The organism is Streptomyces sp. NPDC005492, from assembly GCF_040605995.1.
Lineage (GTDB): Bacteria > Actinomycetota > Actinomycetes > Streptomycetales > Streptomycetaceae > Streptomyces.
Genome location: NZ_JBEXDX010000004.1, coordinates 133,856 through 158,704, shown reverse-complemented (window position 1 = coordinate 158,704; position 24,849 = coordinate 133,856). Strand labels below are relative to the sequence as shown.

Sequence of the window (24,849 nt, the reverse complement as noted above, 5' to 3'; positions counted from 1 at the left end):
ACGCTCAGCCGAGTTTCCCAGTACGCGCGTCCTGCCAGAGATCCACCCCGCCGTCGACGGCGTACGAGTCGATCTCGGTCAGCTCCTCCTCGCTGAAGTCGAGGTTGTCGAGCGCGGCCACGTTCTGCTCGAGCTGCTCCGTGCGGGACGCGCCGATGACGAGCGAAGTGACCCGCTCGTCGCGCAACGCCCAGGCGAGCGCCATCTGCGCCAGGGTCTGGCCGCGCCGGGCCGCGATGTCGTTGAGCGCGCGCAGCCGGCGCACCATGTCCTCGGTCAGCCAGCCCGCGTCGAACGACGTGCCCGCCGCGGCCCGCGATCCCTCCGGGATCCCGTCCAGGTACCGCCCGGTCAGCAGCCCCTGCGCCAGCGCCGTGAAACCGATGACCCCGAAGCCCTCGTCCCGCGCTGCGTCGAGCAGCCCGTCGTGCTCGATCCACCGGTTGACCATGCTGTACGACGGCTGGTGGATGAGCAGGGGAGTGCCCAGCTCGCGCAGGATCGCGGCGGCCTCACGGGACCGCTCGGCGTCGTAGGAGGAGATGCCGACGTAGAGCGCCTTGCCCTGGCGCACGGCGGTGTCCAGCGCGCCCATGGTCTCTTCGAGCGGGGTGCCCGCGTCGAGCCGATGGGAGTAGAAGATGTCCACGTAGTCGAGGCCCGTGCGCCTGAGCGACTGGTCGAGCGAGGCCAGCAGGTACTTGCGGGAACCGCCGCCCTGCCCGTAGGGACCGGGCCACATGTCCCAGCCCGCCTTGGTGGAGACCACCAGCTCGTCGCGGTACGGCGCGAGATCCTCCTTCAGCAGCCGACCGAAGTTGATCTCGGCGGCGCCGTAGGGCGGGCCGTAGTTGTTCGCCAGGTCGTGGTGGGTGATCCCGAGGTCGAAGGCGCGCAGCGCGATCTCCCGCTGCGTCTCGAACGGCCGGTCGTCACCGAAGTTGTGCCAGTAGCCCAGCGACAGCAGGGGCAGGTCGAGCCCCGAGCGGCCGGTGCGGCGGTAGCGCATGGTGCCGTTGTAGCGCTCGGGGTCTGCGACGTGGTTCATCGGGGGTTCTCCGCGAGGTGCGAGGGGGTCCGGCATCGGGGCCGCTGTGAACGACGTGCCTACTGTGCCCTCGCGTGATTCCCGAGTCCAACCGTTGCCCCGCATCGGATTCAGCAGCGTCGTCACTGAATGTCGTCGCCGAGTCCCTCGTCGGGGGCCCTGGTACTGGCCCACCGGCGGCTGAACAAAACTTGAACTACTTGTTTTCTTGAATCACTCGTGTTTATGGCTGTAGGTTGAACGCCATGACCGCATCCCAGACACCGACCACCGCCGAGGAGCTCCGCGGTGCCGGCCTGCGGGTGACGGCAGCCCGCGTCGCGCTGCTGGAGACCGTTCGGCACGGTGACCACCTCGATGTCGAGGCGGTCGCATCCGGGGTCCGTGACCGCGTAGGACATATATCGCTTCAGGCCGTGTACGACGCGCTTCACGCGCTGACCTCGGCCGGACTCATACGCCGTATCGAACCGGCCGGCAGTCCCGCCCGCTTCGAAGGACGCGTCGGCGACAACCACCACCACCTCATGTGCAGGTCGTGCGGTGTCGTCGCCGACGTCGACTGCGCGGTCGGTGAGGCACCCTGCCTGACCGCGTCCGACGACCAGGGCTTCACGATCGACGAGGCCGAGGTCATCTACTGGGGCCTGTGCCCCGGCTGTGCCAACGCCCCCAGCTCCTGAGCAACTTGATCCACCCAGTTGGAAGGATTTCCATGTCTGAGAACCACGACGCAATCGTCACGGACGCGAAGTCGGAGGAAGCCGGGGGCTGCCCCGTCGCGCACGGGCGGGCCCCGCACCCGACGCAGGGCGGCGGCAACCGCCAGTGGTGGCCCGAGCGGCTCAACCTGAAGATCCTCGCCAAGGACCCAGTCGTAGCGAACCCGCTCGGCGCGGACTTCGACTACGCCAAGGCGTTCGAGGCCCTCGACCTCGCGGCCGTCAAACAGGACATCGCCGAGGTACTGACCAGCTCGCAGGACTGGTGGCCGGCCGACTTCGGCAACTACGGCCCGCTGATGATCCGGATGGCCTGGCACAGCGCCGGCACCTACCGCATGAGCGACGGCCGCGGCGGCGCGGGCGGCGGGCAGCAGCGCTTCGCGCCGCTGAACAGTTGGCCGGACAACGGCAACCTCGACAAGGCCCGCCGTCTGCTGTGGCCCGTCAAGAAGAAGTACGGCCAGTCCATCTCCTGGGCCGACCTCATGATCCTCACCGGCAACGTGGCGCTCGAGACCATGGGCTTCGAGACCTTCGGCTTCGGCGGCGGCCGCGCCGACGTCTGGGAGGCCGACGAGGACGTGTACTGGGGCCCCGAGACCACCTGGCTCGACGACCAGCGCTACACCGGCGACCGCGAGCTGGAGAACCCGCTCGGCGCCGTCCAGATGGGCCTCATCTACGTCAACCCCGAGGGCCCCAACGGCAACCCGGACCCGCTGGCCGCGGCCCGCGACATCCGTGAGACCTTCCGCCGGATGGCGATGAACGACGAGGAGACCGTCGCCCTCATCGCCGGTGGCCACACCTTCGGCAAGACCCACGGCGCCGGCCCGGCCGACGCGGTCGGCAACGACCCCGAGGCCGCCTCCATCGAGCAGCAGGGCCTGGGCTGGAAGTCCACGTACGCCTCCGGCAAGGGCGGCGACGCGATCACCTCCGGCCTCGAGGTGACCTGGACCACCAAGCCCACCCAGTGGAGCAACGACTTCTTCGACATCCTCTTCGGCTACGAGTGGGAGCTCACCCAGAGCCCCGCAGGCGCCAACCAGTGGGTGGCCAAGGACGCCGAGGCGATCATCCCCGACGCCCACAGCGACTCCAAGAAGCTCCCCACGATGCTCACCACCGACCTCGCGCTGCGCTTCGACCCGATCTACGGCGAGATCTCGAAGCGCTTCCACGAGAACCCGGCGGAGTTCGCGGACGCCTTCGCCCGCGCCTGGTACAAGCTGACCCACCGCGACCTGGGCCCGAAGTCCCTGTACCTCGGCCCGGAGGTCCCGGCGGAGACCCTGCTGTGGCAGGACCCGCTGCCGCAGGCCGAGGGCGCGGTCATCGACGCCGCCGACATCGCGGCGCTCAAGGCCAAGATCCTCGCCTCCGGGCTGACCGTCTCGCAGCTCGTGTCCGTCGCGTGGGCGTCCGCGTCCACCTTCCGCGGCAGCGACAAGCGCGGCGGCGCCAACGGTGCCCGCATCCGCCTGGAGCCGCAGCGCGGCTGGGAGGCCAACGACCCCGACCAGCTCGCTCAGGTGCTGCGGGCCCTCGAAGGCGTCCAGCAGGAGTTCAACTCCGGTGCCAAGAAGGTCTCCCTGGCCGACCTGATCGTCCTCGGCGGTGCCGCCGCGGTCGAGAAGGCCGCCAAGGACGGCGGCGTCGACGTGGAGGTCCCCTTCACGCCGGGCCGTGTCGACGCGACCGAGGAGCACACCGACCCCGAGTCGTTCGCCGCGCTGGAGCCGACCTCCGACGGCTTCCGCAACTACCAGGGCAAGGGCAACCGCCTCCCCGCCGAGTACCTGCTGCTCGACCGGGCGAACCTGCTCACGCTGACCGCCCCCGAGATGACCGTCCTCGTCGGCGGCCTGCGGGTCCTGGGCGCCAACCAGGGCCAGTCCACGCACGGTGTCCTCACCGACAAGCCGGGCACGCTGACGAACGACTTCTTCGTCAACCTGCTCGACCTGGGCACCACCTGGTCGTCGACCTCCTCGGACCAGCAGACCTTCGAGGGCCGCGACGCCTCCGGCGCCGTCAAGTGGACCGGCACCCGTGCCGACCTGGTCTTCGGCTCGAACTCCGAACTCCGCGCGCTCGCCGAGGTGTACGCGAGCGACGACGCGAAGGCGAAGTTCGTGAACGACTTCGTCGCCGCCTGGGCCAAGGTCTCCGATCTGGACCGGTTCGACCTGGTCTGAGCAGTCCGCACCACCTGACGTCCGGGTCGGCCCACACGGGTCGGCCCGGACGTTTCCCGGTCACCGAACGCGCGGCACAGTCATGCACGTTCGTCACATAAGCTCCTCCGCATGAACGAGGGGGAGACCGACAGACGGGTCGTCGACGGCCGCTTCGAGCTGGAGTCCCGGCTCGGCGGCGGTGGCATGGGCACGGTCTGGCGCGCCCGCGACCTGCTGCTGCACCGCTATGTCGCCGTCAAGGAGGTCCGGCCGCCGGATATCGACCTCGCGGAGTACGACCCCGGCGCGGCGGAGATGCTCCGCCAGCGGGTCCTGCGCGAGGCGCGGGCCCTGGCCCGGGTCGAGCACCCGAACGTGGTGACGATCCATCACATCGTCGACGGCGGCGAGGGCACCTACCCCTGGCTCGTCATGGAACTCGTCCAAGGCGGTTCGCTCGCCGACCGGTTGGGCCAGGGGCCCATGGCACCGGCCGAGGCTGCCCGGCTCGGCTGCGGAGTGCTCGACGCTCTGCGCGCCGCACACGAGGCCGGTGTCCAGCACCGCGACGTGAAACCCGCCAACGTCCTGCTGCGCACCGACGGCCGCCCCGTGCTCACGGACTTCGGCATCGCCGCCATCCGCGACGCCACCGCCCTCACCGCCACCGGCTCGATCATCGGCACGCCCGACTACATGGCCCCGGAACGCGTCTCGGGCCACAGCGGCGGCCCCGCCGCCGACCTGTGGTCGCTCGCGATGATGCTGTACGTCGCCGTCGAGGGACACCACCCGCTCCGGCGCGGTACGACCCTGGCCACCCTGGCGGCCGTACTCCAGGAGGAGGTCCCGCCACCGGTGCGGGCCGGATCGCTGATGCCGGTGCTGTCCTGTGTCCTGGTCCGCGACCCCGAGGCCCGACCGGACGCCGGAACGGTCGCCCGGATGCTGGCCGCCGCCGCGGCCCAGCCGCCGGCCCATGGTCCCGGTACCACCTCGTACCCACTCGCACCGCCAGTCCCGCCACCGCTGCAGACCACCGATGACATGCAGGCGGTACCGCGGCGCGGGCGAAAGCCGAAGCGGTCTCCGGGGGTTGCGGTCGCCTCCAGCGTCGTAGGCGTGCTGCTGGTGGGGACGCTGGCCTGGAAGGTGCTGCCGGGCGGGAACGACGGCAACAAGGGCTCTGCGGCGTCGTCCCCGGGTGCCACCGGACAGACACAGCAAACCTCGCCTTCGGCCACCTCCAGCGGGACGTCCACGAAGACAACGAACCTGCTCACCCCGAACGGCATCCGGACCGCCATCAAGGCCATCGAGAAGGAGACGGGGCGTGACAGCTTCGGCGGCATCACCGTCTATCCCGATTACGTCTCGGCAGATGTGATGGTCAAGGGCAGCCGAACCGAGTACGACAACTACACCTACCGAGCCGACGATGGCGTGGAAAAGGGCATCATCCAGAGCACGTTGGGGAGCGGATACGAGCCCGTGGACGTGCGTGACTTCCAATGGGACACCGTTCCCGCGTTGTTCACGCGTGCGGAGAAGGAGCTCAAAGTGAAGAACCCGACGTTCCGCTACCTTGTGGTCCAGCTACCGTGGAAGACGTTCAACACCCCTGCGTACATGTCCGTTTACCTGAGTGACTCGTACGGGACGAGTGGTTACCTGTCGGCCACTCCTCGGGGCAAGGTGACCAAGGTGGTTCCCGCCAACGGGTAGGTTCGCCCCGTGCCCACCTTGCTGATCGTGCATCACACCCCCTCGCCCAACTGCCAGGCGATGTTCGAGGCCGTCGTCTCCGGAGCGACGACTCCGGAGATCGAGGACGTGCGCGTCGTACGGCGGGCCGCCCTGTCCGCGACCGTGCCGGACGTGCTGGCCGCCGACGGATATCTGCTGGGCACACCCGCGAACCTCGGCTACATGTCCGGTGCCCTCAAGCATTTCTTCGACCAGGTCTACTACCCGTGCCTGGACGAGACGCGCGGCCGACCCTTCGGGTACTACGTGCACGGCGGGAGTGACGTGACGGGAGCCGTGCGCGGCATCGAGTCGATCACGAACGGGCTGGGCTGGCGGCGCGTGGCGGATCCGGTGACGCTGACCGGCGAGCCGGACAGGGCCGGTGCCGAGGCCTGCTGGGAACTCGGGGCGACGGCCGCCGCCGGTCTCACCGTCTGAGCGGGCGGCCCGGGAGAAGTGCCGCCACCCGTTCGGACGCCGAAGAATGTCGCGACCCCCGGAGCACCCTCAGCGTGGAGGGACATGCCTCTCCGAGTGACAGGAGTTCTTCATGAGCAAGCGTCTGACGGCCGTGATGGGTCTGGCGGGTGCGGCGTTGCTGCTGTGTGCCGGTACGGCGAGCGCCGACCCCGGCCCCAACCCCGTCGGTGTCGCCGTCGGCAGCCCGGGTGTGCTTTCCGGAAACGTCGTCCAGATCCCGGTCGACCTGGACCTCAACGTGTGCGGCAACACGATCGACGTCCTCGGTCTGCTGAACCCCGCGACGGGCAACAGCTGCGAGAGCTGAGCGGCCGTACCGTGAACGAGCCGTGGGCCCGGTGCCCGCGGCTCGTTCCGTGTGTCAGGGGACGTCGGTCAGGCGGTGCAGCGGCGTGCCGTGGGCCCAGCGCCGTAATCGTGTGCCGTCGATGAGCTGGACGCCGCCCTGTCTGCGGGCCCACTGGACATCCCGTCGGCTGAAGGTGCCCCGGTGCACCACGAGACGGAGATGCGGCCCGGAGCCGGCCGAGCGTGCGGTGCGTGTCGGGGCCTCTTCGTCGGGCAACGGTTCGGCGACCGGCCGGAAGGCCACGTCCAGACGGTGACCGAGCCGGTTGCGTGCCCTGACCCTGGGCTGGCCCAGCGAGTCGGGCCGGGCGAGGGCCCGCCAGCCGTCCCGGCGCAGCATCCGGGACACGGCCAGGGCGAGGCCCTCCACGTCCAGGTCGGCGATCTCCTCGGGCGTGTAGTAGCCCAGGCGGCGACGGGCCAGCGGACGATGGTGCCGGACCACGGCCGCGGCGACCAGGGCGAGCAGCGCCAGCCCGCCGGCGAGCGCGCCGGTGCCGAGGACGCGGTAGGTCACGGCGAGACCGGCCACGATCCCGCACACCACGAGGGCCACGACCAGGAGAGCGGGCAACACCTCGTGCAGGGCGGGGCCGTAGCGTCCCTGGGCGCGCAGCGCGCGGATCATCTCCCGCTTCCGGGAGCGCGGCGACTCGTGCTGCTGGTGCCCGTGCTCCCTCTGCGTCACCAGGGTCAACTCCCCCCACCCCCGCGCGCGTTGGCGCCTGCGATACGGATACCCGCCGGGGGCGGTCCATGTGCGCGGGGAAGGGAACCGGCCACCAAACCGGCCGAACTGTTTCGGCGGGCGCCACGCCGCTTTCGGGCAGCGAACTCATACCCGCCGACCTCTGGCCCCCGGGACTTACCGACCGGTATACAAGGCCAGTTGAACAAGAGACGATCGCTTCGGGCCGGTCCCGTCGCGCCGTCTCGTACCTGGGGGAGGAACTTCATGAACCGTGAGACGCACCCGGCCACGACGGCCCACCACCGCGGCAGGGCCGTGGCGGTCGCCGCGGCGGTCAGCGGCTGTGCCCTCGTCGTCGCGTCCGCGACACCCGCGGCGGCGCACGGCGGCTCGGGTCACGGCCACGACCGCACCACGCAGTATGTGGCGCTCGGGGACTCCTACACCTCGGGCCCCTACATTCCGACCCAGGTGGACGCCAACTGCGCCCGCTCGGACCAGAATTACCCCTCGGTGGTGACGGCGGACCAAAAAGGGACGGTCCTCAAGGACGTGAGCTGCGGTGGCGCCACGACCGCGGAGATGTGGAAGGCGCAGGGCACCAATCCGCCCCAACTCGACGCCGTGCAGCGGGACACGGACCTGGTGACCGTCCAGATCGGCGGCAACGACATCGGGTTCAGCACCATCATCGGCACCTGCGCCAAGCTCAGCGCCACGGACCTGACGGGCAACCCGTGCCAGCGCTACTACACCTCCTCCGGGGCCGACCAGTTGGCACTCAGCATCCTCAACACCGCGCCCAAGGTGGCCAAGGTGCTGCGCGCGGTCCACAAGAAGGCACCGCACGCGCGCGTGCTCGTCGTCGGCTACCCGGACCTGCTGCCCGACGACGGCAGCGGCTGCTACCCCTCGGTGCCCTTCGCCGCCAAGGACTTCCCGTATCTGCGAGACATCGGCAAGCGCCTCAACCTGATGCTCCGTCTGGTGGCCGCGCTCAACGGCGCGGAGTACGTCGACACCTACGGTCCGACCGTCGGCCACGACATGTGCAAGGCGCCCGCCGACCGCTGGATAGAGCCGCTGCAGCCCGCCTCCCCGGCGGCTCCGGCGCACCCCAACGCGAAGGGCGAGGCGGCCATGGCGGGCGCCGTGCTCAACCAATTGGACAAGCGCCACCGGTACTGACGGACAGCGGCGGCGAAGTTATCCACAGGCGGAGGTGGTGTACTCGCGAAAGTCGGCCCTGACGAGGAAAGATGGGGCCGTACGCGAAGTCGGTCGATACGGAGGAGCGGGCACATGCCACACGAGCGAGCGGGCGAACAGGCCCGCGCAGAGGATCTCGTAGACGTAGCCCGACTGGTCACCGCCTACTACGCGCTGCACCCGGACCCCGCCGAGCCGGGGCAGCGCGTGGCGTTCGGCACCTCGGGGCACCGCGGGTCGTCGCTGGCGACGGCGTTCAACGAGGACCACATCGCCGCCACCAGCCAGGCCATCTGCGAGTACCGGGCCGACCAGGGCACCGACGGCCCGCTCTTCCTCGGCGCCGACACCCACGCGCTGTCCGAGCCCGCGAAGGTCACCGCGCTGGAGGTGTTCGCCGCCAACGGGGTCACGGTCCTCATCGACAGCGCGGACGGCTACACGCCCACCCCGGCGGTGTCCCACGCCATCCTCACCCACAACCGCGGCCGGACCTCGGGCCTCGCCGACGGCGTCGTGGTGACCCCCTCGCACAACCCGCCGGCCGACGGCGGCTTCAAGTACAACCCGCCCAACGGCGGCCCGGCCGGCTCCGAGATCACCTCCTGGATCCAGGACCGCGCCAACGAGATCATCGCGAGCGGCATGAAGGACGTCCGCCGGATCCCCTACACCCGCGCGCTCGCCGCCCCCGGCACCGGGCGCTACGACTTCCTCGGCACGTACGTCGCCGACCTGCCGAGCGTCCTCGACCTGGACGCGATCCGGACGGCCGGTGTGCGGATCGGCGCCGACCCGCTGGGCGGGGCATCCGTCGCCTACTGGGGCCGTATCGCCGAGGAGCACCGGCTCGACCTCACCGTGGTCAATCCGCTCACGGACCCGACCTGGCGGTTCATGACGCTGGACTGGGACGGCAAGATCCGCATGGACTGCTCCTCGCCGTACGCGATGGCCTCGCTGATCGCACAGCGCGACCGGTTCGACATCGCCACGGGCAACGACGCCGACTCCGACCGGCACGGCATCGTCACCCCGGACGCCGGCCTGATGAACCCCAACCACTATCTGGCCGTGGCCATCTCCTACCTCTACGCCCACCGCGAGCGGTGGCCCGCCGACGCCGGCGTCGGCAAGACACTGGTGTCCTCGTCGATGATCGACCGGGTCGCCGCCGACCTGGGGCGCCGGCTCGTCGAGGTGCCCGTCGGCTTCAAGTGGTTCGTGGACGGCCTGGTCGACGGCTCGCTCGGCTTCGGCGGCGAGGAGTCGGCCGGCGCGTCCTTCCTGCGCCGGGACGGCTCCGTGTGGACCACCGACAAGGACGGGATCATCCTGGCGCTGCTCGCGAGCGAGATCACGGCGGTCACCGGGAAGACGCCCTCGCAGCACTACGCCGCCCTCACCGACCGCTTCGGCACGCCGGCCTACGCCCGGATCGACGCCCCCGCGAACCGCGAGGAGAAGGCGCTGCTCGCCAAGCTCTCGCCCGCGCAGATCACCGCCGACACCCTGGCCGGTGAGCCCGTCACCGGCGTACTCACCGAGGCGCCCGGCAACGGCGCGGCCCTCGGCGGCATCAAGGTGACCACCGCGAGTGCCTGGTTCGCGGCGCGGCCCTCCGGCACCGAGGATGTCTACAAGATCTACGCCGAGTCGTTCCTCGGCCCGGACCACCTCGGCCAGGTGCAGGAGGAGGCGAAGGCCGTGGTCGGGGCGGCGCTGGGCGGCTGATCCGCACCTCCTCGCCGTAGGAATGAATGGTGTGGCAGGCGGTGTTGGGCGACACGTGAGTCACGACGCCAGGCGAAAGTGAACCCCGAATGTCCTTGGAAGCCACCGACTACATGGGGCAGACCTCGTGCGGCGACGAGACGCGTTCCCCGCTCCGTGACTTTCTGCGGACCGAGACCGGCAGCGCCGCCGTCCTGGTGGTAGGGGCGCTCGTCGCGCTCGTCTGGGCCAATGTCGCGCCGTCGGCGTACGAGTCGTTCTGGCAGATCCGCCTCTCCGTCCGGCTCGGCTCGCACGGGGTCTCCCTCGATCTGCGCGAGTGGGTCAACAGCGGGCTGATGACGCTGTTCTTCCTCGTCGTCGGCCTGGAGGCGCGCCGCGAGTTCGACATGGGCGAGCTGCGCGACCGCAGACGGCTGGCGCTGCCGATCGTCGCGGGCGCCAGCGGCATGCTCGTGCCGATCGGCATCTATCTGGCGATCAACGGCGGGCACGGGACGGCGCACGGCTGGGGCGCGGTGATGTCCACCGACACGGCGTTCGCGCTGGGCATGCTGGCCGTCGTGGGCCGCCATATGCCGCCCGGGCTGCGGGTGTTCCTCCTCACGATCACCGTCGTCGACGACTTCCTGGCGCTCGTGGTGATCGCCGTCTTCTACAGCGACCATCTCGCCGTACCGGCGCTCCTGGTCGCCGTGGGCACGTTCGCCGTCATCGTGCTGCTGATGCGGTACAGGGTGCGCCGGGGGCCCGTGTACGCGCTGCTCGGCGCGGTGGCCTGGGTCGCCCTGCTGGAATCGGGCGTGGACCCTGTCGTCATCGGACTCGCCATGGGGATGATCACCTACGCCTATCCGGCGGGACGCGACGACCTCGAACGCGCGACCGGCCTGTTCCGGCTGTTCCGCGAGCAGCCCACACCCGAGCTGGAACGCGACGTCCGCGCCGGCATCGCCGCGTCGATCTCCCCGAACGACCGCTTGCAGCGCATGTACCACCCGTGGGCGAGCTACGTCGTGGTCCCGCTGTTCGCGCTGGCCAACGCCGGGCTCCAGATCAGCGGGGAGCAACTGACCAGGGCGTTCACCTCACCCGTCGGGCTGGGCATCCTCATCGGGTACGTCGTCGGCAAGCCGCTCGGCATCGTCTCCTCGACGGTGCTGACCAGCGTCCTGTCCCGGGGCCGGATCCGGCCGCCGGTCGGCTGGGGGGCCGTGACCGCCGGTGGCACCCTGGCCGGCGTCGGCTTCACGGTCTCCCTGCTGATCGCGACCCTCGCCTTCGACGGCACCACCCTGGAGGACGCGAAGACGGGCATCCTCAGTGCCGTCATCGCCTCGTTCCTGGTCGGCCGCCTGGTCACCGGCGCGATCGGACTGCTGCCGCCGCAGGTCCGGCCCAGGGTGCTGTTCGGCAAGGTGGAGACCATCGTCGACCTGTCGGTCCCCGTCGACCCCGACCGCGACCATCTGCGCGGACCGCGGCAGGCCCCGGTGACCGTCGTGGAGTACGGCGACTACGAGTGCCCCTTCTGCGGGCAGGCCGAGCCGGTCGTCCGCGAGCTGCTCGGGTCCTTCGGGGACGAGGTGCGCTATGTGTGGCGGCACCTCCCGCTCACCGATGTGCACGTCCACGCCCAGCTCGCCGCGGAGGCCGCGGAGGCCGCCGCGCTGCAGGGTGGCTACTGGGCGATGCACGACCTGCTCCTGAGCCACCAGGGCGCCCTGCGCCTGAGCGACCTGCGGGGCTATGCCGAACAGATCGGCCTCGACACCGCCCGCTTCGAGCGGGACATGCGGGCCCACGCCGGGGCGAGCCATGTCGCCGAGGACGTCGAGTCCGCCGACCTCAGCGGCGTCGCGGGCACCCCGACCTTCTTCGTCAACGGCCGCCGCCACTACGGCGCGTACGACATCGACGGACTGTCCCAGGCCGTACGGGCGGCCCGTGAGCGGGCGGCGGTGGCGGCCGTCTAGAGGCGGGAATGCGCCGAGGGGTGCCGGTGTTGGAACGCATGTAGCTGACATGCTCGGGACAACCTCCCGGGATGTGGGCGGAAGGAGGTCCTCATGGCACGCACCACGACCCGTCCCGTCGTCACCTTGACGTCGACGGCCGGGACCGGCGTCACCTATGTGACGCGCAAGAACCGTCTCAACGACCCCGACCGGCTGGTCCTGCGCAAGTACGACCCGGTGGCCGGAGCGCACGTCGAATTCCGCGAGACACGTTGAACCCAGCACAGCGGCCGCCCCTCAGCGGACGGCCTGAGGAAGGAAGCACCATGAGGTCTGGTATCCACCCCGTCTCCCGTCCGGTCGTCTTCCGCGACCGCGCGGCGGACACCGCGTTCCTCACCACCTCGACCGCGCAGTCGGCGCGCACGATCGAGTGGGCGGACGGCAACACCTACCCGCTGATCGACGTCGAGATCTCGTCGGCCAGCCACCCCTTCTACACCGGCAACACGCGGGTCGTGGACACCGCCGGCCGCGTGGAGCGCTTCGAGCGCCGCTACGGGAGGACGTCATGAAGGTCCGCAATTCCCTGCGCTCGCTCAAGGCCAAGCCCGGAGCGCAGGTGGTACGCCGCCGAGGCGTCACGTTCGTGATCAACAAGAAGGACCCGCGCTTCAAGGCCCGCCAGGGCTGACGCGGCGCGTACGACAGGTCGGCCCGGCCCCGCTTCCCGCGGTGGCCGGGCCTTTCGTCGTTCCGGCTGCACGCTCCGGAGGGGGAAAAATCGGTTCTTTATGCTTATAGCGGTACCAACCTCTTGGAGTGGTGGATGTTCCGGAAGCGCCCCACGGACGACGGCGACGAGCTGCTGGCCCGGCTCGGGACGCTGACCGCCCAGGCACGCGAGCGCGCGGAGCTGCAGCGCTCCCTGCTCCAGTTGGCCGTCGCCCTCCAGCGCGGCATGCTGCCCGGCGACATGCCCGTCACCCCCCGGTTCCACCTCGCGGTCCAGTACTCGCCCGCCAACCACGGCCTCAACGTGGGCGGCGACTGGTACGACGCGTTCACGATGCCCGACGGCCGCATCGGCCTGTCCATCGGCGACGTCCAGGGACACAACATCGAGGCCGCCGCCTTCATGGGCCAGGTCCGGGTCGGCCTGCGCGCACTCGCCTCCGTCACCAGCGAACCCGGCGAACTCCTCGGCCTCACCAACGACCTGCTCCTGTCCCTGGGCACCGAACTCTTCGCCACCTGCACCTTCGCCCGGCTCGACCCGGTCACCGGAGTCCTGGAGAGCGCACGGGCCGGACACATACCCTCCATCTGGGCCACGGCGGACGGCCGCTGCGGCATCACCGACGACGAGGGCGGACCACCCCTCGGCATCGTCGCCGGCCAGCGGTACCCGGTGACCGAGCACCGGCTCACCACGGGCGGAGTCTTCGTCCTGGTGACCGACGGCGTGGTCGAGGGCCCCTCAATGAGCGTCGACGAAGGCCTCGACCAGGTGATGCGCCTCGCGGGAGTCGCCGCCGTGGCGGGCATGGAGGCGGGCTCGCTCGCCGCCGCCGTGATCAAGGGAGCCGAACGGGTGGGCCACGAGGACGACGCGGCCGTCCTGGTCGTGGGCCACGACGCGCCGGCCACCGGGCCATAGGGCAGGTCCGAGAAGTCCCACGACGGGATTTCATGGACGCGACCCGGGCCGTTCCCGCTCCGCCCCTCGCCTCGCCGACCCGGTCGGGTCGGTGTCTGATGGCACCCGTGGTGGGTTTCGAGGATCTACGGCGACCGGCCGGGTACGCCCTCCTGACGCTGGCCGTCGCCGGTGGCTACTTCGCGGCGGGACGGCTGGGCCTGATACGGCAGTTGGTCGTCGAGGGCGCCGTGTTCACACCCATCTGGCCGCCCACCGGCGTCGCGGTGGCCTGTCTGCTGCTCTTCGGGCTGCGGGTCCTGCCCGGTATCGCCCTCGGCGTACTCCTCGTGGTCATGTCCCTCACCTCGCTCCGGCCGACCGTGCTCGTCGTCCTGGCGGGCAACACCGCGGCCCCCGCCTGCGCCTACCTCATGCTGCGCCGGGTGGGCTTCCGCACCGACCTCGGCCGGCTGCGGGACGGCCTCGCGCTGGTGTTCCTGGGCGCGCTGTCCGCCATGCTGATCAGCGCCTCCTGCGGGGTCGGACTGCTCGTCGTCACCGACAAGCTGGAGGAACACTCCTTCTGGCCGGTCTGGCTCGGCTGGTGGGTCGGCGACGCGATGGGCGTCCTGATCGTCACCCCGCTCCTGCTGATGCTGAGCACCGTGCGCCTGCCACTGGACCTGCACCGCTGGAAGGAGGCCCTGCTGCTCGCGGCGACCGCCGCCGTGATCGTCCCCCTGGTCAGTCACAGCCACGTGAGTCTGCTGTTCCTGGTCTATCCGTTGCTGATCTGGGCGGCACTGCGGTTCCGCTTCGCGGGCAGCATGCTGTGCGCCCTGTTCGCCTCCGTCATGGCCACCATCGCCGCGACCCAGGAGTCGGGCCCCTTCGACCGGCTCACCCATGTCGAGGTGATGATGAAGCTCCAGGCCTTCAACGGCACGATGGCCCTCACCGCCCTGCTGCTGTCCTCCGTCATCACCGAACAGCGCAACACCAGACTCTCGGTGGAACAGGCCTGCCAGGAACTGGCCGAGGTCCTCGAACACCTCACCGCGGGCGACCCCCGCCAGGGCGGCCGCCCGTGACCGTCCCGCGCCGTCACAGGAGGCCCGCGTCACCCCTCCGGCGCAGCACCAGCAGCGCGGTGTCGTCCCGGGGCGTGCCCGCCGTGTGGCGGCGCAGGTCGCCGTAGAGGGTGGCCGGCACCTCCTTCGGGAGGACCTTGCCCCAGGCCGCGGCACGCTCCTCCAGGGGGTAGAACGCGCCGGACGGATCACGCGCCTCGGTGACGCCGTCCGTGCAGAGCAGCAGGGTGCCTTCCGGCGGGAACACGAACCATTCGACGGTACGAGGCTCAGGGGCCAGCGCGTCGAGGCCCAGCGGAACGCAGGGCTCCTGCCGGAGCACCGGCTCGGCCCGCTCCTCGTGGAGCAGCAGCGGCGCCACATGACCGCAGTTGATCGCCTGGACCTCCCGCTCACCGTCCACCCCGAGGACGATCGCCGTCACGAACCGTTCCCGCTCACCGGTCTGCGCCGCGAAGGAGTTGTGCCGCAGCACCGCCTCCTCCAGGGCGTCGACCACGGCCGTGAGCGTGGGTTCGGCTACGGCCGCCTCGCGGAAGGCGCTCAGTACGGCGAAGGCCGCGCTGATCGCCTGGAGGCCCTTGCCCTGGACGTCGGCGATGAAGACGCGGGTGCCGTACGGGGAGGCGACCACCTCGTAGACGTCGCCGCCGACCCGGCTGTCCTCCTCCACCGGCCGGTACAGGCCGTGGACCAGCAGTTGGTCGGTCATCAGCGGAAACGGGCGCAGGATCTGCCGTTGCAGTGCCGCCGCCGCGGACCGCAGCCGGGCGATCTCGCCCTCCCAGCGGATCCGCTGCGCCGCCCGGGCCACGCTGAGGCCGTTGAACACCAGAGTGAAGGCGATGACCGCCGCGTCCGCTCCCGCCCTGCCCAGCGGGCTGTCGATGAGGGAACCGACGATGACCAACGTCACCCACACCGAGGCGACGGTGGTCTGTCGCACCGTCCCGCGCCCGGCGATCAGCGCCGGCAGCACCACCAGAAACGGTGCCGGGCGGGTGTCCCGGCCCAGGACGATGCCCGTCAACGCCACCAGTGCCGTGACGCTGACGAGCCAGAACACCACCACGGCCCACGAGAGCGGAGGCGTGGTCCGGTGCCCGGGGTCGACCACGGTGGACCCGGCCGGATCTCCAGATGTACGCACCGGCCCTCCCGCTGCCTTCACTCGTCGGACAACCGTCGGGATCGCTTCCCACTCTTCAATATCGGCCCCATGCGTACCGTCCGCGAGCCGCGCCAACAGCTCCGGACCGACCAGGGACGCGTCCGACCCGGTCGGGGGGCTGGATTCCGGATCGTATGTTCCACCGATGGTGGGGGAGTGAGGGGACAGTGCTCATCTGGCGCACGTTGCGGGGGGAATGGCAGGGCATCGTCGTCGATCCCGTACGGCAGTTGCTGCGGCGTGGACTGCCGGGCGTGTCCCTGGCGTTCGTCGCCGCCTTCGGCGTCATCTTCTTCCACGCGCTGGCACAGCGGCCGGGCGGGGAGACGGTGGTGCGGCATCTCGGCGGCGTCCAGGGCGACCTGCCGCTGTGGCTCGCCCTGCTGCGTACCCCCATATCGCTGTACGTGCCCGCCCTCGACCTGCCCGTGTGGGCCGGCATCACCCAACTGTTCCTCGCGTTCGCGCTGGCCGAGCTGGCACTCGGCCGGGCCCGGACGCTGGTCGTCGCCTACGCGACCACGCTGGCAGGCACCCTCACCGTGCGCCTGATGCTCCTGATCGGGCCCGGCTGCGGAGGCATCGGGCTGCGACCCGAAGTCGGGCACGTCCTCGACACCGGGCCGTCCGCCGCGGTCGTAGGCCTCTTCACCTACCTCGCCGTGGTTCGCCGCGCACCCGTCGTGTTCGTCCTCACCGGCGGATCGATGGTGTGGGAGTCGATCGTGAGACCCAATCTGGCGGGCCGCGAGCATCTGGTCGCGGTGGGCACCGCCCTCGTCATGGGCCTGTTCCACGAACTGCGCCAACGGCGGCCGACCGTCACGGCACTGCTCCCGGACTTCGCGACGGACCGGCCGGTCAGGGCCGAGAGAGGCTGCCCATCTCCGCGGTGAACCCCACCGGCTCGCTGTCGAACCCGCGCACCATCGAGCGGAACTCCCACGCCCCGGAGGCGTCCTTGGTGAACTCGCCGACCGTCGCGGCGGTGGACCCGGCCACCCCCGCGAAGTCGTCCGACAACAACTCCTTGTACCCCTCCATGACCAGCACCCTGGCGTGCGACAGGTCACCGAAGGTCCTGTTCCCGCCGTTCTGATGGATCGCCACCCCTACGACCACCCGCGCGAAGGAGGACGCGAGGCGGTCGAGTTCCAGCACCATCACCTCGATGTACCCGTACCCCTGACCGGTCTCGCTGTGCCGGCTCATGTTGATGGTGCCGTCCGGCGAGCGGCTCTCGGTGTGGACGACGTACACCGGAGGTCCGTACGGGGCGTCGGCGGAGTAGGTCGCCGCGACGATGTCCAGATGGCGCGGTGGCTGACCGAAGGGACTCGGATCCCAGCGGAGCCGTACCTCGACCTTGCCCTCGACCTTGCTGATATTGCTCACTGGATGTCGCTCTCCCCGTATCAGGCCATCACGGGACGATCCCCCGCATGGTCAAGTATGGCTCTTCGGTGGCTTGTTGATGCCGTCCGAACTTGTCTGACCTGCCTGGGGTCGGGAGTCCTGGATCACATTCACCAGCCCGGCGACGAGGTTCGCCCGCTCGGCCATCGACGCGACGAGCAGATACTCGTGGTCGGCGTGGGCCCCGCCCCCGACCGCTCCCAGCCCGTCGAGCGTCGGCACCCCCAGCGCTGCCGTGAAGTTCCCGTCGCTGCCACCGCCGACCGCCCTGCCTTCGAGACCGGGCAGCAACCGCCGTGCCACCGCGAACAGTTCGGCCGCCGCCGACTCGGGCATAGGAGGCCGGCCGACCCCTCCCCGTACGGTGATCACCGCCTCGTCCAGACGCGGGGACAGAGCGGCGAACGCGGACTCGATCCGCTCCTTCTCACCGGCCGACTCGACCCGGACGTCCACGAGGACGGTCGCCTCGGCCGGTACGACGTTGTCCAGCGTTCCCGCCGACGCGACGGTCGGGGTGACCGTGGTGCCGATCTCGGGCCGCGCCAACGCTGCGACGGCCAGCACCTGGTGGGCCGCCTCGACCAACGCGTTGACCCCGGCGGCGGGTTCGAGTCCCGCGTGCGAGGCCCGGCCCGCGACGGACACCTCGAACGTGCCGCAACCCTTGCGGCCGGTCTTCACGGCCCCGCCGTCGGCGGCGCCCTCGACCACGAGAACGGCACCGCAGGCGAGGGCGCGTTCCTCGATCAGCGCCCGGGAGAAGTGGGAGCCGACCTCTTCGTCGGCGGTCACCAGGATCTCCACGCCCGACCGGTCGTCGAGCGTGGCCAGCCCGTGGATCGCCTGCACCAGACCGCCGAGCATGTCGAAGACACCGGGTCCGTACGCCCGGCCGTCCTCGACCCGGAAGGGGCGCAGTTCCAGGGTGCCGAGCGGGAACACCGTGTCGTGGTGACCCAGGATCAGCACGCGCGGTGCGCCACCGCCCGACCAGTGGACGTGCGGCCCGCCCTCGCTGTCGACGACCACGGCCCGCCCACCGAGCCGCCCCTCGATGACCTCGGCAACGGTTCGGGCCGACTTCGTCAAGGCGTCCAACTGGCGTGACGGGGACTCGACTTGGACGAGGGTCCTGAGGTCGTCGATCATCGCGTCGACGTTCACGTCGACGGCTTGGCGCATGCTGGTCATGGCGCAAGGCTACGTGGGCGTCGGTGCAGCCCGGGTCGGCGAAGGGCCGCCCCGACGGTGTGTGTCGAGGCGGCCCTACGGCGGTGACGGTGTGTCCCGGAGCCGGTCAGTCGGTGCCGGACTCCATCGCGGCGCGGTCCAGCAGAGCGTCGTCCTCGTCGACCTCGCCCCGGGAGGCGATGGCCTCGGCGCCGCCCTCGGGCATGGAGCCGATGAGGCCGGTCGCGGCGGCCTGCGCGGCGCCGATCGCGGCGTTTCCGGCGCCGATCAGACCGAGCCCGGCGTACTGCTCCAGCTTGGCGCGCGAGTCGGCGATGTCGAGGTTGCGCATGGTGAGCTGGCCGATCCGGTCCACCGGGCCGAAGGCCGAGTCCTCGGTGCGCTCCATGGACAGCTTGTCCGGGTGGTAGCTGAACGCGGGGCCCGTGGTGTCGAGCAGCGAGTAGTCCTCGCCGCGCCGCAGCCGCAGGGTGACCTCGCCGGTGATCGCCGAGCCGACCCAGCGCTGGAGGGACTCGCGGACCATCAGGGCCTGCGGGTCCAGCCAGCGGCCCTCGTACATCAGACGGCCCAGGCGCCGGCCCTCGTTGTGGTACTGGGCGAGGGTGTCCTCGTTGTGGATCGCGTTCACCAGGCGCTCGTAGGCGGCGTGCAGCAGGGCCATGCCGGGCGCCTCGTAGATGCCCCGGCTCTTGGCCTCGATGATCCGGTTCTCGATCTGGTCGGACATGCCCATGCCGTGGCGGCCGCCGATGGCGTTGGCCTCCATCACCAGGTCGACGGGGGAGGCGAACTCCTTGCCGTTGATCGTCACCGGGCGGCCCTGGTCGAAGCCGATCGTCACGTCCTCGGTGGCGATCTCGACCGACGGGTCCCAGAAGCGGACGCCCATGATCGGCTCCACGGTCTCCACGCCCGTGTCCAGGTGCTCCAGGGTCTTGGCCTCGTGGGTGGCGCCCCAGATGTTGGCGTCGGTGGAGTACGCCTTCTCCGTGCTGTCCCGGTAGGGCAGCTCGTGTGCGAGCAGCCACTCCGACATCTCCTTGCGGCCGCCCAGCTCGGTCACGAAGTCCGCGTCCAGCCAGGGCTTGTAGATCCGCAGGTGCGGGTTGGCGAGCAGGCCGTAGCGGTAGAACCGCTCGATGTCGTTGCCCTTGAAGGTCGAGCCGTCGCCCCAGATCTGGACGTCGTCCTCGAGCATCGCCCGGACCAGCAGGGTGCCGGTGACGGCACGGCCCAGCGGGGTGGTGTTGAAATAGGCGCGCCCGCCGGAGCGGATGTGGAACGCCCCGCAGGTCAGCGCGGCCAGGCCCTCCTCGACCAGCGCCGCACGGCAGTCGACCAGACGCGCGATCTCGGCGCCGTAGGCCTGCGCGCGGCCGGGCACCGAGGCGATGTCGGGCTCGTCGTACTGGCCGATGTCGGCGGTGTAGGTGCAGGGGACGGCACCCTTGTCGCGCATCCAGGCGACCGCGACCGAGGTGTCGAGTCCGCCCGAGAAGGCGATGCCGACGCGCTCGCCGGTGGGAAGAGAGGTGAGGACCTTAGACATAGGAAGATTATGCACGCTCGCGCATGGTCATGCAAAGTCCCCTTCCGGAATCGGTTCCGCCGGGTGCCTGCGGAAGAGCGGAACACCCGGGCGGAACCGGTCGCGTCGGTCGGGTCAGCAGCCGGCCTTGTAGAAGTACTTGCTGATCTCGGGCTGACCCATGTTCGCCTTGGTGATGGCCACCATGTTGGTCCCGATCGACTTCTGGACGTTCTTGCCCTCGAAGGCCGCGGCCAACTGGTCGACGGCCTCCTTGCCGATCGCCGCCGGGTCCTGCGCGACCAGGACCTGGAGGGTGCCCGCCTTGAGGGAGGCGACCTCGTCCGGTTCGGCGTCGAACGCGGCCACCTTCACCGCGCCCTGCTTGCCGGCCTGCTTGAGACCGGTGGCGATGCCCGTACCGGTGTTGGTGTTGCCCGCGAAGACACCGCCCAGGTCGGGATGGGCTGCCAGCGTCGACTGGATCTGCGAGGCAGCCGTGGCCGGCAGGTCGTTGTCGTACAGGGTCGGCAGCAGCTTGATGTTGGGGTACTTCCCCATCTCCTCGGTGAAGCCCTTGATGCGGGCGTCCGTGGTGGAGACTCCGGGCTTGACGCTGATGACGATCGCCGAGCCCTTCTCGTTCATCAGCTTGGCGAGCGCGTCGGCCGCCACCCGGCCGCCCTTCTCGTTGTCGGACGAGATGCGGGTGATGCCGATCGAGGAGTCGGAGACCGTGGTGTCCACCAGTGCCACCTTGGTCCCGGCCGACTGGATCTGCTTGAGCGAGGGGGTGAGCGCGCTGGTGTCGACCGGCGAGATCAGCAGCCCGTCCGGCCGGGACGCGGCCACCGAGTCGAGCAGGGGCCGCTGCACCGACACGTCCCACTGCGCGGAACCGTCCGCGGAGAAGTCCATGCCCTTGGCCTTGGCCTCGGTCTGCGCCGCGCAGGTCATGGTGATGTAGAAGGGGTCGCTCTTCACGCCGGTGATCAGCCGGACCTTCTTGCCCGAGGCGCCGCCCTTCGACCCCGAACCGCCGCTGTCGCTCGACGAACTGCAGGCGGCGGCGCCGGTGAGGGCCAGCACGGTGCCCGCGGCGACCAGTATTTTGCGGGAGACGCGGAAGCTCGACATAAGGGTGTCCTCCTGGGTCGTGCGGGGGTCGGTGCGGGGTTCTCTGCGGGACTCGCTGCGGGGGTCAGGCACGCTCTCGGGTCTTTCTGCGCATCTGGTCGATGTAGACGGCCACGACCAGGACGACGCCCACGGCGACGTCCTGCCAGTACTGCTGAACGCCGATGACGATCAGCCCGGTGGTGAGCACGGCGGGGATGAACACACCGATCACGGTGCCGAGCACGGAACCCCGCCCGCCGAACAGGCTGGTGCCGCCAAGGACCACCGCGGTGATCACCTTCAGGTTGTCGGTGGAGTGGCCGGCGATGGACGTCGTGCCGTACGAGGCCAGCCACATCACCGCGCCCAGCCCGGCGAGAAGGCCCATCAGGCCGTACACCAGGATGAGATGGCGTCCCACCGGGATGCCCGCACGCCGTACGGCGGTCGGGTTGGAGCCGATCGCCAGGGTGTGGCTGCCGAAGCGCGTGGCGCCCAGCACCGCGCCGAACAGGGCGGTGACCACCGCCGCGAGGATCACCATCCACGGGATGCCGAGCAACTTGCCGAAGCCCAGGCTGTTCTGGAGGTGGGTGGCCGCGGCGCCGGCCGGGTCCTGGCCGCCGGTGGCGAGTTCGGCGATACCCAGCGCCGCGCCCAGACCGCCCAGGGTCACGATCAGCGGCGGCACCTTGCCGGTCGCCACCACCGCGCCCTGCAACGCGCCCCAACCCGCGCCCACGGCAAGGGCGATGAGGACACACACGGTGACCGTGCCCCAGCCGGCGGTGGGTCCGCCGTGGTGGAGGTTGTACTCGCCCGCCGCGACCGCGGCCAGGACCAGCACCGAGCCGATCGACAGATCGATGCCCGCGGTGATGATCACGAACGTCATGCCGACGCCGAGCACCAGATAGATGGCCGCGTTCACGGCGATCTGTGTGATGTCGTACTGCGTGAAGAACTTGCCCGGCGCCGCGATCGTGAAGAACGCGACCAGCGCCACGAGGATCACGAACGTCCACAACTCGCTGATCCCGGCGGCCCGTCGGAGCCACGGGGGCATCGCGAGGCGTCCGCCGTCGGCCGGGGGCGGCGGCTCCTGTGCCGGGGCGGCCGGCTTGATGTCCTGGCTGTTGGCGCTCATCGCCCGTCCTCCGCTTCCGTCGCGCCGGCCGGGCCGTGGTTCCCGCCCGGCGCGGGCTCGTCCAGCGATCCGGTCATGGCCCCGACGAGTTCCTCGATCGTGGTGTCGGCCGCGGTGAACGAGGCGACCCGGCGCCCCAGCCGCAGCACTTCGACCCGGTCCGCGACCGACAGCACCTCGGGCATGTTGTGGCTGATGAGCACGACGCAGATGCCCCGGTCGGCGACCCTGCGCACGGTCTCCAGGACCCGGGCGCGCTGGACGACGCCCAGGGCGGCCGTCGGCTCGTCCATGAAGATGACCTTGTTGGCGAAGGCGACCGCGCGGGCCACCGCCACGGACTGCCGCTGCCCTCCCGACAACGTTGTCACAGGAGCCGTCACATCTTTCAGCTCGACGCCCAGTTCACCGAAGGCCGCGACCGCCTCCCGGCGCATCGTGGGCCGGTCGAGCACGCCCAGGCGACCGAGGAAGCCGCCCCGGACGAGTTCCCTGCCGAGATAGAGATTGGCCGCCGCGTCCAGATCCGGCGCCAGCGAAAGATCCTGGTAGACGGTCTCGACGCCGTGCTGTTGCGCGTCCATCGGTCCGCTGAACCGGACCGGCACCCCGTCCAGGCGCACCTCGCCCTCGTCCGGGGTGAGCACGCCGGAAAGGACGTTCACCAACGTCGACTTGCCGGCACCGTTGTCACCGATCAGGGCGACGACCTCACCGGCGTACGCCGTGAAGTCGGCGCCCTGGAGCGCCTGGACATGGCCGAAACGCTTGACCACACCATGTGCCGCGAGAAGTGGTTCCCTTGCAGAGGCCATGCTGTGCTTTCTGGTTGGTATCGTTAACAGTTCGTCGATTCTGGGAGGCCCATGAGTGGGCGTCAAGGGTCGGGTACGAACGGAATCGGGCGGGAGTCATCGACCCGTCGGTCCGGGCGTGCCGGACGGGAGCTGGAGGACGCGGCGTGGCCAGTCGTCCCAGGATGAAGGACGTAGCCGCGGCAGCGGGCGTGAGCGTGATGACGGTGTCCCGGGTCGTCAACGGCGAGACGGGCGTGGCACCGCGAACAGCAGCCCGCGTGGAGGCCGCCGTCCGCCGGCTGGGCTATCAACGCGACGACGTGGCACGGCAGTTGCGCCGTACGGACCGGTTGAGCCAGACCATCGGACTGATGGTGGACAACGTTGCCGACCCCTTCATGGCGGCCGTCGCCTCCGCCACCGAGGACATCGCCCACCGGCTCGGCAACATGGTGCTCATCGGCTCCAGCCGCGCCGACCCGCACCGTGAACGCGAGGTCGTCGCGGCCTTCACCGCCCGCCGCGTCGACGGGCTGATCCTGACCCCGGTATCGGGCAACCACCGCTTTCTGCGCTCGGCGCAGGCACGGGGTACGAAGATCGTGTGTGTGGACCGGGCGGCGCCGGGCCTGGACGTGGACACCGTGGTGGTGGACAACTTCGGCGCGGTGGAGCGGGCCGTACGCCATCTGATCGCGCACGGACATCGGCGGATCGGCTACCTCGGCGACAAGCGGGAGATCTGGACCTGCGGCGAGCGCCACCGCGGCTATCTGGCGGCCCTGAACGCGGCGGGCATCGACGCCGATCCGGCGCTCGTCCGGCACGGGGTGGGCTCCGGCGCGGACGCCGCCCGGGCCGTCACCGCGATCCTCTCCGCACCCGAGCCGCCCACCGCCGTGGTCGCGGGCAACGAGGCCCTAGCGTTCGGTGTGCTGGCCGTGCTGCCCGCCACGATCGCGTTCATCGCCTTCGACGACTTCGCCCTGGCCGCGCGGTTGACCCCGCCGGTCACCGTCATCGCCCAGGATCCCGTGGCCCTCGCGACGAGCGCGGCGCATCTGCTGTTCGCCCGCATCCACGGGGACACATCACCGCCCCGCCGGGTCGTCATGCCGACCGAGCTGATCCCGCGCGGGTCGGGGGAGATCCCGGGACCCGGCACGCCGCCCGCCACTCCTCGGCGCTGACGACTCCCGGCCCCCGTCCCGCGTACGGCACCGGGGAGTTACGCGCGGGGCCGCTCGAAGGTGAGGAGCAGGCCCTCGACCGCGCCGGGACCGATGCGGCCCTTGACGTCGGCCGCGGTGATGGCCTTGAGGCCCCAGCCGTCCTCGGCGTGCTTGTTGAGGACCTTCTCCAGCTTGTCGCCGTCCAGGGCGTCGCCGATCAGCGACTCCCGGAAGCTGACGACCTTGTACTCGAACGTGTAGGGGTTGCTCATGGCTGCGATGTCCTCCTGTGCGTGGCACGGTCTGCGGTGGCCGGGGTCAGCCAATCACGGGGAGACGCTCGCGCGCAGGCCGGGGGTGGTTTGGCGGCCCCGGCCGCCAACTGGGCCCGGAACGCCGTGCGTTGCTCGCATCGGGCGTCGAAGGGGAGTGCCGGGGTATGCC

The 24,849-nt window shown here is 70.4% G+C and carries 25 protein-coding genes; 15 read left to right on the top strand and 10 right to left on the bottom strand.

Annotated elements, in window-relative coordinates; translation table 11 throughout:
• Positions 1-4: 4 nt before the first annotated feature.
• The gene (gene mgrA / locus ABZT04_RS07790; RefSeq protein WP_356054148.1) at positions 5-1,048 is read right to left on the bottom strand and encodes an L-glyceraldehyde 3-phosphate reductase; all 1,044 of its coding nucleotides are present in this window, start codon (positions 1,046-1,048) and stop codon (positions 5-7) included.
• 245 nt (positions 1,049-1,293) lie between these two features.
• Here mgrA and ABZT04_RS07785 point away from each other — a divergent pair, with 245 nt between their 5' ends.
• The 5 genes from ABZT04_RS07785 (at position 1,294) to ABZT04_RS07765 (ending at position 6,492) form a co-directional block, all read left to right on the top strand.
• Positions 1,294-1,731: a Fur family transcriptional regulator gene (locus ABZT04_RS07785; protein WP_356054146.1), complete on the top strand. Its 438-nt coding sequence runs from the start codon at positions 1,294-1,296 to the stop codon at positions 1,729-1,731.
• A 32-nt stretch (positions 1,732-1,763) separates the two neighbouring features.
• Positions 1,764-3,974, top strand: a complete 2,211-nt coding sequence (gene katG, locus ABZT04_RS07780) for a catalase/peroxidase HPI (protein WP_356054144.1) — start codon at positions 1,764-1,766, stop codon at positions 3,972-3,974.
• Between the two features lie 111 nt (positions 3,975-4,085).
• Entirely contained in the window at positions 4,086-5,681 is a 1,596-nt protein-coding gene (locus ABZT04_RS07775) for a serine/threonine-protein kinase (RefSeq protein WP_356054142.1), read from the top strand.
• Between the two features lie 9 nt (positions 5,682-5,690).
• Positions 5,691-6,143: an NAD(P)H-dependent oxidoreductase gene (locus ABZT04_RS07770; protein WP_356054140.1), complete on the top strand. Its 453-nt coding sequence runs from the start codon at positions 5,691-5,693 to the stop codon at positions 6,141-6,143.
• Positions 6,144-6,255: 112 nt separating this feature from the next.
• Positions 6,256-6,492 (top strand): chaplin, encoded by a 237-nt coding sequence (locus tag ABZT04_RS07765; protein ID WP_356054138.1) that lies wholly within the window; start codon positions 6,256-6,258, stop codon positions 6,490-6,492.
• 54 nt (positions 6,493-6,546) lie between these two features.
• Here the strand turns inward: ABZT04_RS07765 and ABZT04_RS07760 are convergent, their stop codons facing one another.
• Positions 6,547-7,221 carry a hypothetical protein gene (locus ABZT04_RS07760; RefSeq protein WP_356054136.1) on the bottom strand — a complete coding sequence of 225 codons (675 nt, stop codon included), beginning with the start codon at positions 7,219-7,221 and terminating at the stop codon, positions 6,547-6,549.
• A gap of 267 nt (positions 7,222-7,488) precedes the next feature.
• On the opposite strand from ABZT04_RS07760, the gene ABZT04_RS07755 reads away from it, so the two are divergent.
• From ABZT04_RS07755 to ABZT04_RS07720, 8 genes are all read left to right on the top strand, one after another.
• Complete coding sequence (locus ABZT04_RS07755; RefSeq protein ID WP_356054134.1) at positions 7,489-8,412, top strand: SGNH/GDSL hydrolase family protein; 924 nt, start codon at positions 7,489-7,491, stop codon at positions 8,410-8,412.
• Between the two features lie 114 nt (positions 8,413-8,526).
• Positions 8,527-10,167, top strand: coding sequence for a phosphoglucomutase (alpha-D-glucose-1,6-bisphosphate-dependent) (gene pgm / locus ABZT04_RS07750; RefSeq protein ID WP_356054131.1), 1,641 nt, complete (start codon positions 8,527-8,529; stop codon positions 10,165-10,167).
• Between the two features lie 89 nt (positions 10,168-10,256).
• A complete protein-coding gene (gene nhaA, locus ABZT04_RS07745; protein WP_356054129.1) occupies positions 10,257-12,143 on the top strand; it encodes a Na+/H+ antiporter NhaA in 1,887 nt (628 codons plus the stop codon).
• A gap of 93 nt (positions 12,144-12,236) precedes the next feature.
• Positions 12,237-12,401, top strand: a complete 165-nt coding sequence (gene rpmG / locus ABZT04_RS07740) for a 50S ribosomal protein L33 (RefSeq protein WP_356054127.1) — start codon at positions 12,237-12,239, stop codon at positions 12,399-12,401.
• A 50-nt stretch (positions 12,402-12,451) separates the two neighbouring features.
• Entirely contained in the window at positions 12,452-12,700 is a 249-nt protein-coding gene (locus ABZT04_RS07735; RefSeq protein WP_026150279.1) for a type B 50S ribosomal protein L31, read from the top strand.
• Complete coding sequence (gene ykgO / locus ABZT04_RS07730) at positions 12,697-12,819, top strand: type B 50S ribosomal protein L36 (RefSeq protein ID WP_014669332.1); 123 nt, start codon at positions 12,697-12,699, stop codon at positions 12,817-12,819. The genes ABZT04_RS07735 and ykgO overlap by 4 nt, the downstream gene beginning before the upstream one ends.
• Positions 12,820-12,954: 135 nt before the next feature.
• A complete protein-coding gene (locus ABZT04_RS07725) occupies positions 12,955-13,785 on the top strand; it encodes a PP2C family protein-serine/threonine phosphatase (protein WP_356054124.1) in 831 nt (276 codons plus the stop codon).
• A gap of 98 nt (positions 13,786-13,883) precedes the next feature.
• Positions 13,884-14,858 carry an MASE1 domain-containing protein gene (locus ABZT04_RS07720; protein WP_356054121.1) on the top strand — a complete coding sequence of 325 codons (975 nt, stop codon included), beginning with the start codon at positions 13,884-13,886 and terminating at the stop codon, positions 14,856-14,858.
• A gap of 13 nt (positions 14,859-14,871) precedes the next feature.
• Here ABZT04_RS07720 and ABZT04_RS07715 read toward each other — a convergent pair whose 3' ends face one another.
• A complete protein-coding gene (locus ABZT04_RS07715) occupies positions 14,872-16,008 on the bottom strand; it encodes a PP2C family protein-serine/threonine phosphatase (protein ID WP_356054119.1) in 1,137 nt (378 codons plus the stop codon).
• A 188-nt stretch (positions 16,009-16,196) separates the two neighbouring features.
• On the opposite strand from ABZT04_RS07715, the gene ABZT04_RS07710 reads away from it, so the two are divergent.
• Complete coding sequence (locus ABZT04_RS07710) at positions 16,197-16,925, top strand: hypothetical protein (protein WP_356054117.1); 729 nt, start codon at positions 16,197-16,199, stop codon at positions 16,923-16,925.
• On the opposite strand, the gene ABZT04_RS07705 is transcribed toward ABZT04_RS07710, so the two are convergent.
• The 6 genes from ABZT04_RS07705 to ABZT04_RS07680 all read right to left on the bottom strand — a co-directional run bounded on the left by ABZT04_RS07705 (position 16,891) and on the right by ABZT04_RS07680 (position 23,251).
• Positions 16,891-17,445 (bottom strand): TerD family protein, encoded by a 555-nt coding sequence (locus ABZT04_RS07705; protein ID WP_356054583.1) that lies wholly within the window; start codon positions 17,443-17,445, stop codon positions 16,891-16,893. The genes ABZT04_RS07710 and ABZT04_RS07705 overlap by 35 nt on opposite strands.
• 30 nt (positions 17,446-17,475) lie before the next feature.
• A complete protein-coding gene (locus tag ABZT04_RS07700) occupies positions 17,476-18,639 on the bottom strand; it encodes a M20 family metallopeptidase (RefSeq protein ID WP_356054115.1) in 1,164 nt (387 codons plus the stop codon).
• Between the two features lie 106 nt (positions 18,640-18,745).
• The gene (gene argG, locus ABZT04_RS07695; RefSeq protein ID WP_356054113.1) at positions 18,746-20,191 is read right to left on the bottom strand and encodes an argininosuccinate synthase; all 1,446 of its coding nucleotides are present in this window, start codon (positions 20,189-20,191) and stop codon (positions 18,746-18,748) included.
• A 114-nt stretch (positions 20,192-20,305) separates the two neighbouring features.
• Entirely contained in the window at positions 20,306-21,379 is a 1,074-nt protein-coding gene (locus ABZT04_RS07690) for an ABC transporter substrate-binding protein (RefSeq protein ID WP_356054111.1), read from the bottom strand.
• A complete protein-coding gene (locus ABZT04_RS07685) occupies positions 21,372-22,436 on the bottom strand; it encodes an ABC transporter permease (RefSeq protein ID WP_356054109.1) in 1,065 nt (354 codons plus the stop codon). The genes ABZT04_RS07690 and ABZT04_RS07685 overlap by 8 nt, the downstream gene beginning before the upstream one ends.
• Entirely contained in the window at positions 22,433-23,251 is an 819-nt protein-coding gene (locus ABZT04_RS07680; protein WP_356054106.1) for an ATP-binding cassette domain-containing protein, read from the bottom strand. The genes ABZT04_RS07685 and ABZT04_RS07680 overlap by 4 nt, the downstream gene beginning before the upstream one ends.
• Positions 23,252-23,397: 146 nt before the next feature.
• On the opposite strand from ABZT04_RS07680, the gene ABZT04_RS07675 reads away from it, so the two are divergent.
• Positions 23,398-24,423, top strand: a complete 1,026-nt coding sequence (locus ABZT04_RS07675; protein ID WP_356054104.1) for a LacI family DNA-binding transcriptional regulator — start codon at positions 23,398-23,400, stop codon at positions 24,421-24,423.
• Positions 24,424-24,461: 38 nt separating this feature from the next.
• On the opposite strand, the gene ABZT04_RS07670 is transcribed toward ABZT04_RS07675, so the two are convergent.
• Positions 24,462-24,677, bottom strand: coding sequence for a DUF4177 domain-containing protein (locus tag ABZT04_RS07670; RefSeq protein WP_355915722.1), 216 nt, complete (start codon positions 24,675-24,677; stop codon positions 24,462-24,464).
• Positions 24,678-24,849: the final 172 nt, after the last annotated feature.